Genomic DNA, 8385 nt, shown 5'->3' with positions numbered 1-8385 from the left:
ATCATTGTTGCTAGGGAAAGGTGAGGCTTTATGTTTTTGTCTACATACGACAAACCCTTGCTCCTCGCAATTGCATATCTTGTCAGCTGGCCAACAACAAGTGGAAGGATCAGAACCTCAAGGAGAGATGTTATAATCGGCTCTATTGGCACAGGAACAGACACCCTGCTGCTGTAGATGCTTATGAGCAATGGGATTACAGGTATCCCTATGAAAAGGGATAAGATGGCCAAAACCGTGGCAAGCTCTACACTTCCACCTGCTATAAGGACATAGCCCAGCGATGCACTTGAGGCCGGAACAACATTAGCAGCAACGTATCCTATTCCTATGTGGGGATCGCCCAGAGTCGGTGCGATCAGAAAGGCCAGCAAAGGGGAGAGGAGAAAGACATAAAGCATCGAAAGCACTATCTGTTTCCACGATCTAAAGCTTTTCAAGAGCCCTTCTGTCTTAAGTTGTACCATCGATGGATAAATAGTCAGTATTGCTAGAATTACTACTAAATTCGAGATAAGAGCTTTGTTGGAGGCTATAACATCCTTAAAGTAGTATCCAATAGGCAGCGCGAGAATCGTGGAGAGGAGAGTGTATATTATCAGATACTTTCTAACATGACCTGATAGGTGCGCAATGTCCATCATCGCTCGCCTTCCACCGTATTAAGCGAGAAATTGGATAGGAAGTCTTTAACTATTTTATCAGCTATTCTTGTCACATCCTCATCGTTGAAGTCCAGTGAAGGCATCTTATTAATACCTTCTTTGGCTACTACTATCTCGTATGCAGGCTCTATTCCTCTCTGCCTAAGCACGTTTGATGTACACATCAGTTGGCATCCGTTAATCGCTATTACCGCCTTAGCCTTCTTGAAGATCCCCAAGTGCGTCTTGCTTCCAGCACCTATTGCTGAGAGGCAGCACATCCTGACCCCATCAGGGTAAGCCTTAGTTAGTCTCCTAGCTACCTCATTGCCTATCTGGCCTGTGCTGGAAGCACCATCACATGCAGCCACTATTATTAATTTCTCAGCATGTGTACCACAGTGAGGAAGTAACTGATACTTTCCTATTACTCCAGCGAGAAGGCCGGATATCAGAAGTGCCAACACCATTATTACGTCCATAAGATCCCCAGCGGCACAAATAGTAACCATTATATAAAGGTTTGGTTACAAATTGATATGCAGGAAAAGTTGAGCAATGTTGAGAGGAAGATCCTGAAAATTCTCCAAGAGGATGGAAGAGCTTCCTATTCTAGAATGGGAAAAATGCTGAAAATGACACATGTGGGGGTGAGAAAACACATTCTTAGCCTGATAAACAGGGGAATAATGAGGGTTTCCGCGGGTTTAAGCCCTAAAGCGATGAATTTAAGGCATGCAATCATACTGATAGAGACCATAGATGATAAAAGCGCTAGCAGGATAATAGAGAGGTTCAGGGATTGTCCAAGGCTTGTTTTTCTCTCAAGACTTATAGGAGGGAACAATATAATTGCCATAACGGTAGCTGAAGATATGAATGTACTTGAGAGCATAACCTCTACCTGTATCCTCAGGACTGCCGAGGGAATAAGAAGAAGTGAGGTCATAGTCGGCAGCTCCATAATCTACCCGGAATATCTGCCTATAAGAATTGTTGCTGAGAGATCATCCCCTCCCTGTGGAGTCGATTGCTGCTCCTGCAGCAGATTAAAAAACGATATCTGCTTGGGATGTCCTGCCTCCTCCTGTTACAAAGGATTCCTCTGACCTTAAGCACCGATGCAAGGCATACTCCAACTTCTTAAGGCGAGATATAGGCTAAATTATTTCAGATATATGTCATGAAAAATTAGTATAAGCTTTTCATTAATTTATACTTACGGATAAACTTAGAATTAGTCTCATTCCACTTCATCAATATATCTAAGCACTGAATCCGCTATGATAGTAACTATATTTCCTCTTCTTACTTCTTCAGCAATTTTTAAGCTCGCAGCGATGTTTGCACCAGAGGATATTCCAGCGAGAATTCCCTCTTCTCTTGCCAGTCTCATGGCCATCTCCTTAGCTTCCTCGTATGAAACTTCAACAATTCTATCTATGATGCTTTTGTCAAGTAAAGGAGGTATCTCCGCCGAGAGGAAACCCTCTATTTCCTCTCCTTTAGAACCACCGGCAAGAGGAGAACCTTTTGGAGTTACAGCAACTATCAAAACGTCTTTTTTCCTTTCTTTTAAGTACCTTCCAACTCCTGTTATCGTTCCTCCCGTTCCAACACCCATCACAAAGGCATCTATGTCGCCATTCAAAGAGCACCATATCTCTTCAGCTGTGGTTTCATAGTGTGCGAGAGCGTTTGCTTGGTTTGAGTATTGATTTAGGAAAATGCCTCTATGCTTTTTTGCTAATTCTTCAGCAAGTTTTATGTAGTAATCGCTTGAAGAGGGATCTTCACTACCCTCAAAAATCTCAGCTCCCAGCATTTTTAAAATAGCCACTTTGCATCTGCTTGTATTTTTTGGAATGACTATTAGAGTTTTCAAACCAAACCTCTGAGCGACGAATGCAACCGATATACCAGTATTGCCGCTAGAAGCCTCGACGATAATATCGCCAGGTTTCAAATTGTGCTTTTTTATTGCCTCTTTGATCATGTAAAGTGCTGCTCTATCCTTGTGACTTCCCGTTGGGTTGAGAAACTCCAGCTTGGCAAAAATCCTTACATTTGTTGATGGTTTAATTTTTTGAAGTTCAACAATAGGGGTATTGCCTATAATGTTAATGATGTTTTTCATTTTTCTGCCTCCAACGATAGCAGATCTCAACAGGATATAAGGCCGTTAGGAGAAGAAACAAAATGTATTTTTATATACTACCACTAAGGAAGGTATTATCCTCGCTAGTACCTTAATAATCCCTCACTATCCCCCTTGGATCTTCAGAGTTCTTCCTCATCTCATTTTTCTTAAGTCTGCGCGCGCCTGAAGCGCTAATATAATAAATATCCCAACAGTCTTCAAGCAAGAATATGGGTTTTTAAATAAAAAGCTTTTTAGAATGGAGCTTGCGATACAGTTGTACCGCTGTGGCCCTCTAGTCTCCTCAGAATTCCTTCGACTAGTTTGATCATTCCCCTGACCTTCTTCACTTCATGCATGATACTAGATGGAGTTAATTCAAAATCATGAAAACCCCACCTGTGCAGGGCTACAGCTGCTATCCAGCCATCCCTGAAGATGGATTCGAATGCAGTGTCCTTCCATTTGATGTTCTCTATTATTTCATCCACGGCCTTGTTCAAAAGAAGAATTGTCCAAGGTGTTTTTCCTTCTTTAGTTCTTCTGAAGACTTCTGCCATGACCCTTGGGGCATAATGCTCGCTAAGAGCTTTCACAATCTCCTCTGAGATCTTGTAGTATTTCTCGCAGGCTTGGATATAGTTCTGCTTCTCAAGCATCTCTTCAGCTTCCTTCTCCATCTCTGCAAGGCTTTCTGATGACAATCTAGAATAGCCAGATGGATATATGACAGCGGTGTGGGATCCGTAGCGGTCTATCAATGCCTTCAGGTTGTAGTATGCATACACGATTATCCTTCCTCCCTCTTTTCTTTTTTACCCATTTTCTATAAACCTCAGCTCTTCCTCCTCTCTGTAATAAGATCGGTTTTGCTACGTACGCATTAACAGCGTGTCAAGTTACCGAAACCTCCTTTTTAGCCAAGCTTTGGACCATTAGTGGGACTATTTTACTTGCCTTAAGCACCTCTATAAAGAGCGGTTTGTCATTCTCATCAAAGTGCACTATCAAATCGCCTGCTTCCTCCGCATGGGAGAGCTTCCCTTCTTCAGCGACTATTATCATGAGAACATCGGCTTCCTCATCGTACTTAATTTTATACACCATAGCGCTTTCGCCTCACTGGATAGAAGGTTATAACTAGTAGATAATCTTTTCTCTCCTCATAAACAACCCTTAAGGCATATTTTGCATTGATAGCTCTGATAGCAAGATATTGAGTGCCCTTTTTGTCTACTCGAGCAGGATCTTGGATCGTCTTAACGACCTCCTTTTCATCTATCTCGAAGCCATAATGCTTTACGACCTCAAATTTTTCACGAGCATGTTTGGTGAATCTGACTTTGCGACTTCGATTATGCCTCATCTCAGATTTCCCTTTTTGCTTAGTTCTCATACCCCCATTGAAGCAAGTTAAAAAAGCTTGTGAATAACTGATTGTTAATCTAAGGCTTATGCACACTAATGAGTAGGTGAAGATAAAATTTCAGGGTCTTGGATGCTGTTCTTCTTCTGCACCTCGGCAAGAAAGCCCTAGTTTTATGTGGGTTCTTCTTTCCATCTGCAATATTCATAAAGTCCTCCTTGTATCCCTATTCAGCTGCTCCCTCCAAGATCTCATTTCTTGCAACAATAATTCTCTTACCCTCTATTGAGGCTAGACTCCGTTATGGAAGTCAATATTTAAATAGCCTCAGCTTCTCCTCTTATTGACCCTCCTCGTCGTGTAGATCCTCTGAGCAGTGGAGGGATTAGTATAAAGTTGGGCCCGTAGCTCAGCATGGTTAGAGCACCGGGCTTTTAACCCGGGGGTCGCGGGTTCAAATCCCGCCGGGCCCGCTTTTAATCCAGATAAAACTGGAAATAGATCAAATGTCGATTTTGACTTTTTAATAGCTTTCAACCTTGCTTTTTACAGGAATTAACATTCTCTGTTCTGAAAAAATTCAGCTAAAGAAAGACTTCTCGCAGTTTCCACAAATCTTCCTGAAAAATTGAGTTACAAATTGTAAGTAAAAGTTTATATTGGAAAATTGTCCCAGAAGGCGCCAAAATCTTACAAAAGGTGATCTCATGGAGAAAAAAGGTCTAACAGCCCTTGAAAAATACCTCACACTATGGATATTTCTTGCAATAATTTTTGGAGTAGCCTTAGGTTATATATATCCAGACATAGCAAATATACTTGCTGCAATGAACATTGGCACAACATCAATTCCAATAGCTATTGGTCTGATTTTGATGATGTACCCTCCACTTTCAAAAGTGAAGTATGAGGAGATGGGAAAAGTTTTCAGAAACAAGAAACTTTTGGCATTCTCTTTAGCACAGAACTGGATAGTAGGACCGATTGTAATGTTTCTGCTTGCAATTACATTGCTTAGAGATGCACCTGAGTTCATGATGGGTGTTATCCTCGTCGGACTGGCTAGATGTATTGCAATGGTTATAGTATGGAATGAGCTTGCAGAAGGGGATAGAGAACTCGCCGTCGGGCTTGTGGCATTCAATGCGATCTTCCAGATTCTCTTCTATGCTATTTACATTTACATATTTATAACACTTGCTTTAACAAAAATAGGACTTGCTGAAAGTGTTAATACAGAGATAAGCATTGTTGATGCAGCAAAAACTGTTTTTATCTACCTTGGCATTCCATTCATTGGTGGAATTGTCACGAGATATGGAAGCTTCAGGCTGAAAGGCAAAGCTTGGTTCGAAAACTCTCTTGCACCAAAGATAAGTCCTATAACCCCAGTAGCACTTCTCTTTACGATAATTGTTATGTTCTCATTGAAGGGTGGGTACATCATTGAGCTTCCTTACAATGTTCTCAGGGTTGCAATCCCTCTTGTACTCTACTTTCTGATAATGTGGTTCGTAACCTTCTTCATTGCCTATAAGCTCGGTGTCGACTATCCTAAGGCGACAGCTGTCTCTTTTACTGCTGCAAGCAATGATTTCGAACTAGCTATTGCTGTTGCTATAGCTATCTGGGGAATAAACAGTAATCAGGCTTTTGCAACGGTAATCGGACCACTTATAGAAGTTCCAGTGCTGATAAGTCTTGTAAATGTGGCCTTGAGGTTGAGACAAAAGCTTTATAATCAAAAACTCCGCTCATCAGGATGATAAAGAATAAGATGATATAGAGAGCCTAATTCCCCATAAAAATCCTCAAAAGAAGGGAGTTAAGGCCTATGTCGAACCAGAACAGTTCCCATGGATTAAGCGTCCTAATTGCCACTGCAATGGCATCTTTTATCACACCTTTCACCACATCTTCCATAGCTATTGCCTTGCCAGCCATAGCAGAGGAGTTCAACGTCTCCTTGGCTGATGTTAACTGGGTTGCCAACTCCTTTTTAATAGCACTAGCTTCCACCGTCCTTATAGCAGGCAGAGCGGGTGATTGGCTGGGAAAAGGAAGGGTTTTCATATCCGGTGTTGCCATGTTTACAGCTGCATCCCTTATAGTGCCCATGATAAACAGCTACTATATTTTATTAACATGTAGATTTCTCCAAGGTGTAGCTGCTGCTATGATATCAGGAACCGCAGTGGCTGTGTTGACTGAGACACTACCGGAGAGAAGAAGGGGAATGGGCATAGGGATAAACACCACCTCAGTCTACTTGGGCCTTAGTCTGGGCCCGTTAGTTGGAGGCTACATGACCAGCTATCTAGGCTGGCGCTCGCTTTTCATCCTTAAAGCTGCTGTAGGCCTGCTAAGTTTGATCGTAGCTACCGTATCCGTGGACCTGAGGAAAGGTCTGACTCCCAAGCCCAGCTTTTTCAGATCAATTCTGACCGTTCTCTCTATCATTATGATAATTTACGGCACATCGAACATAAAAGCCCAATATGGAATGTTAACAGTAGCTGCTGGCGGCATTTTATTCGTTTTGACGCTGGTAATTGAGTCAAAAAGTTCCAAACTACTCCATCCCAAGATATTTAGAGGTAGATTCCTCGCTGCTAATATTGCTGCACTGCTTAACTACAGCGCCACCTACGCATTGACCATACTGCTCAGTGCTTATCTCCAAAAAGTGCGTGATCTAACACCCAGCGAGGCTGGCTTGGTGCTGACTACTCAATCAGCATTCCAAGCTATGTTATCGCCTGTCTCTGGATCGCTAGCAGACCGCCATGATCCATCCATCCTGGCTTCTCTTGGCATGCTTACAATTTCAGCTGGGATACTTGGTTTGATGCTTGTCGGCCAAAAAGGCATAGCATACCTTATTTTCATGCTTGTGGTCTTGGGAGTTGGATTCGCATTCTTTGCATCGCCAAACACCACAGCTATAATGAACATGAGTCCAAGAGAGGCTTATGGCTCTGCAACAGCATTTCTAGCCACTATGAGGTTTTTGGGTCAAGCCCTTAGCGTGTCGATAATTACTTCGGTGATGAGCTTGCAGAAGGACTTCATCACTGCTATGACAATTTCATTGACAACATACTTAGTGCTGAGCATTCTCGGCACTTTTCTGTCATTTTCAGCTAGAATTATAAAGCATAATATGTAAACAGTTTGCTGTATAAAGCTATTTGGGAGCAACTAGATCAACACCACTGCAAACAATCTTTTTAAGCTTTTATTCAATAAAAGACATTGACAAAGACTACCTGTCTGTTTCACTCTGAGTAGCTTTCTTGACGATTTTAACGAGTTCCTGGGAAACATAATCCAAGAATTCCACGAATCCTGCCTCATCATACATAACCAGATCCATCTTCTCTTTTATCAGCTCCCTTAGCCTAATAAGGTCATCGTTTACAGCTAAACCGACAAGAAGACCTACGGTTTTTAACCGTGGGATGAATTGTCAATAACTTTAAATAGGAGTGCTCCTCATATCTTTGGCGAGTCGCCCAAGAGGGGAAAGGTCAAGCGGGCTATGGGCTACATGCCCATAGCAGGGGCTGGTAGGGCATCATGCCCTGGTCTTGACACAGCCCTGAACTCGGTAGGATGAAGCCTCGGGCTGACAAACCGGGAATCTCCCGGCTTTAGCCGTGGAGAATGTCAACAATCCCTCCTCTTGCATTATATTAATAAGCCTAGCCGCAGCGTCTATTAACCTGAGAGATCCGTAAAGCGCAGGTTCATCGACACACCCTCTAGCACTGCTCACCAAAAAGGAAAGCAGCTTGAATTGAGGGTTCGTCAGCAGTTCCCAAAAAGTTAACTATATAACTTATGTGCATGCTCACACAATAAGTTTATAAATGAAAGATCCTATTTTCTGTGCCCGATATGTGGTGGTATGTAGCACCGAATGGGCACATACACAGGATGAGGGGAGCCCCGTTGCCCCTGAAAGCCATCTATGAGGCTAGTGCCGAGATGGAACGGGTAGTAAATGTTAACTACCCGACAACGGCTTTCTATCAACTTTCTGTTAAAATCTGTCAACATGTACCACCTCTATCTAGAGGTCTTCTTCTAGGAGGTTTCGGGATCTCCTTCGGGTATCCAAGCGTTATTATCAACGCCGGCTCTACATGAGCTGGAAGATCGAGCAGCTCCTTCACAGCCATTTTGTTAAAGGATGCAACAGGACAGGATCCTATATCTAGGGCATAGGCCAT

General features: G+C 42.6%; 13 protein-coding genes and 1 tRNA gene. 5 read left to right on the top strand and 9 right to left on the bottom strand.

The window, feature by feature from the left end:
- Together D6D85_RS03805 and D6D85_RS03800 are read right to left on the bottom strand one after the other, a co-directional pair.
- On the bottom strand, positions 1-641 hold a 641-nt coding region (locus D6D85_RS03805), incomplete at its 3' end, for an arsenic resistance protein (RefSeq protein WP_202617266.1).
- Positions 641-1126 carry a putative zinc-binding protein gene (locus tag D6D85_RS03800; protein WP_237558746.1) on the bottom strand — a complete coding sequence of 162 codons (486 nt, stop codon included), beginning with the start codon at positions 1124-1126 and terminating at the stop codon, positions 641-643. The genes D6D85_RS03800 and D6D85_RS03805, both read right to left, overlap by 1 nt.
- 57 nt (positions 1127-1183) lie before the next feature.
- Between D6D85_RS03800 and D6D85_RS03795 the strand changes: the two genes are divergently transcribed.
- Positions 1184-1753, top strand: coding sequence for an Lrp/AsnC family transcriptional regulator (locus D6D85_RS03795; RefSeq protein ID WP_125670746.1), 570 nt, complete (start codon positions 1184-1186; stop codon positions 1751-1753).
- A gap of 134 nt (positions 1754-1887) precedes the next feature.
- Here the strand turns inward: D6D85_RS03795 and D6D85_RS03790 are convergent, their stop codons facing one another.
- From D6D85_RS03790 to D6D85_RS03775, 4 genes are all read right to left on the bottom strand, one after another.
- On the bottom strand, positions 1888-2781 hold the full coding sequence (locus D6D85_RS03790) for a PLP-dependent cysteine synthase family protein (RefSeq protein WP_125670745.1): 894 nt from the start codon (positions 2779-2781) through the stop codon (positions 1888-1890).
- A gap of 257 nt (positions 2782-3038) precedes the next feature.
- Positions 3039-3572: a PaREP1 family protein gene (locus D6D85_RS03785; protein WP_125670744.1), complete on the bottom strand. Its 534-nt coding sequence runs from the start codon at positions 3570-3572 to the stop codon at positions 3039-3041.
- A 106-nt stretch (positions 3573-3678) separates the two neighbouring features.
- A complete protein-coding gene (locus D6D85_RS03780) occupies positions 3679-3891 on the bottom strand; it encodes a DUF2283 domain-containing protein (RefSeq protein WP_125670743.1) in 213 nt (70 codons plus the stop codon).
- The gene (locus D6D85_RS03775; protein ID WP_125670742.1) at positions 3881-4180 is read right to left on the bottom strand and encodes a DUF4258 domain-containing protein; all 300 of its coding nucleotides are present in this window, start codon (positions 4178-4180) and stop codon (positions 3881-3883) included. Before D6D85_RS03775 ends, D6D85_RS03780 begins: the two co-directional genes overlap by 11 nt.
- A gap of 368 nt (positions 4181-4548) precedes the next feature.
- On the opposite strand from D6D85_RS03775, the gene D6D85_RS03770 reads away from it, so the two are divergent.
- Both D6D85_RS03770 and arsB read left to right on the top strand, forming a co-directional pair.
- A tRNA-Lys gene (locus D6D85_RS03770) sits at positions 4549-4623 on the top strand.
- Positions 4624-4857: 234 nt separating this feature from the next.
- Positions 4858-5916 carry an ACR3 family arsenite efflux transporter gene (gene arsB, locus D6D85_RS03765; protein WP_125670741.1) on the top strand — a complete coding sequence of 353 codons (1059 nt, stop codon included), beginning with the start codon at positions 4858-4860 and terminating at the stop codon, positions 5914-5916.
- A 25-nt stretch (positions 5917-5941) separates the two neighbouring features.
- Here arsB and D6D85_RS16805 read toward each other — a convergent pair whose 3' ends face one another.
- Positions 5942-6094: a hypothetical protein gene (locus tag D6D85_RS16805; RefSeq protein WP_237558745.1), complete on the bottom strand. Its 153-nt coding sequence runs from the start codon at positions 6092-6094 to the stop codon at positions 5942-5944.
- Here D6D85_RS16805 and D6D85_RS03760 point away from each other — a divergent pair.
- Together D6D85_RS03760 and D6D85_RS16090 are read left to right on the top strand one after the other, a co-directional pair.
- Positions 6084-7319, top strand: a complete 1236-nt coding sequence (locus D6D85_RS03760) for an MFS transporter (protein ID WP_237558744.1) — start codon at positions 6084-6086, stop codon at positions 7317-7319. The genes D6D85_RS16805 and D6D85_RS03760 overlap by 11 nt on opposite strands.
- A gap of 297 nt (positions 7320-7616) precedes the next feature.
- On the top strand, positions 7617-7769 hold the full coding sequence (locus D6D85_RS16090; protein WP_161969674.1) for a hypothetical protein: 153 nt from the start codon (positions 7617-7619) through the stop codon (positions 7767-7769).
- Here the strand turns inward: D6D85_RS16090 and D6D85_RS16800 are convergent.
- A complete protein-coding gene (locus tag D6D85_RS16800; RefSeq protein WP_272914414.1) occupies positions 7728-7943 on the bottom strand; it encodes a DUF6092 family protein in 216 nt (71 codons plus the stop codon). The two genes, D6D85_RS16090 and D6D85_RS16800, sit on opposite strands and share 42 nt — an antisense overlap.
- 262 nt (positions 7944-8205) lie before the next feature.
- Positions 8206-8385: nitroreductase family protein (locus D6D85_RS03755; RefSeq protein ID WP_202617265.1), on the bottom strand; the 180-nt coding region annotated here is incomplete at its 5' end.

This window comes from Candidatus Methanodesulfokora washburnensis (assembly GCF_003947435.1).
GTDB lineage: Archaea > Korarchaeota > Korarchaeia > Korarchaeales > Korarchaeaceae > Methanodesulfokora > Methanodesulfokora washburnensis.
Note: the sequence above shows the minus strand (reverse complement) of the source record. Positions and strands in the feature narration are given on the sequence as shown.

What these genes read in the sequence shown, in the direction of transcription:
- D6D85_RS03800 (WP_237558746.1), bottom strand. Translation starts at nt 1,126, where the DNA reads ATGGACGTAATAATGGTGTTGGCACTTCTGATATCCGGCCTTCTCGCT.
- D6D85_RS03795 (WP_125670746.1), top strand. Translation starts at nt 1,184, where the DNA reads ATGCAGGAAAAGTTGAGCAATGTTGAGAGGAAGATCCTGAAAATTCTC.
- D6D85_RS03790 (WP_125670745.1), bottom strand. Translation starts at nt 2,781, where the DNA reads ATGAAAAACATCATTAACATTATAGGCAATACCCCTATTGTTGAACTT.
- D6D85_RS03780 (WP_125670743.1), bottom strand. Translation starts at nt 3,891, where the DNA reads ATGGTGTATAAAATTAAGTACGATGAGGAAGCCGATGTTCTCATGATA.
- D6D85_RS03775 (WP_125670742.1), bottom strand. Translation starts at nt 4,180, where the DNA reads ATGAGAACTAAGCAAAAAGGGAAATCTGAGATGAGGCATAATCGAAGT.
- arsB (WP_125670741.1), top strand. Translation starts at nt 4,858, where the DNA reads ATGGAGAAAAAAGGTCTAACAGCCCTTGAAAAATACCTCACACTATGG.
- D6D85_RS16805 (WP_237558745.1), bottom strand. Translation starts at nt 6,094, where the DNA reads ATGGCTGGCAAGGCAATAGCTATGGAAGATGTGGTGAAAGGTGTGATA.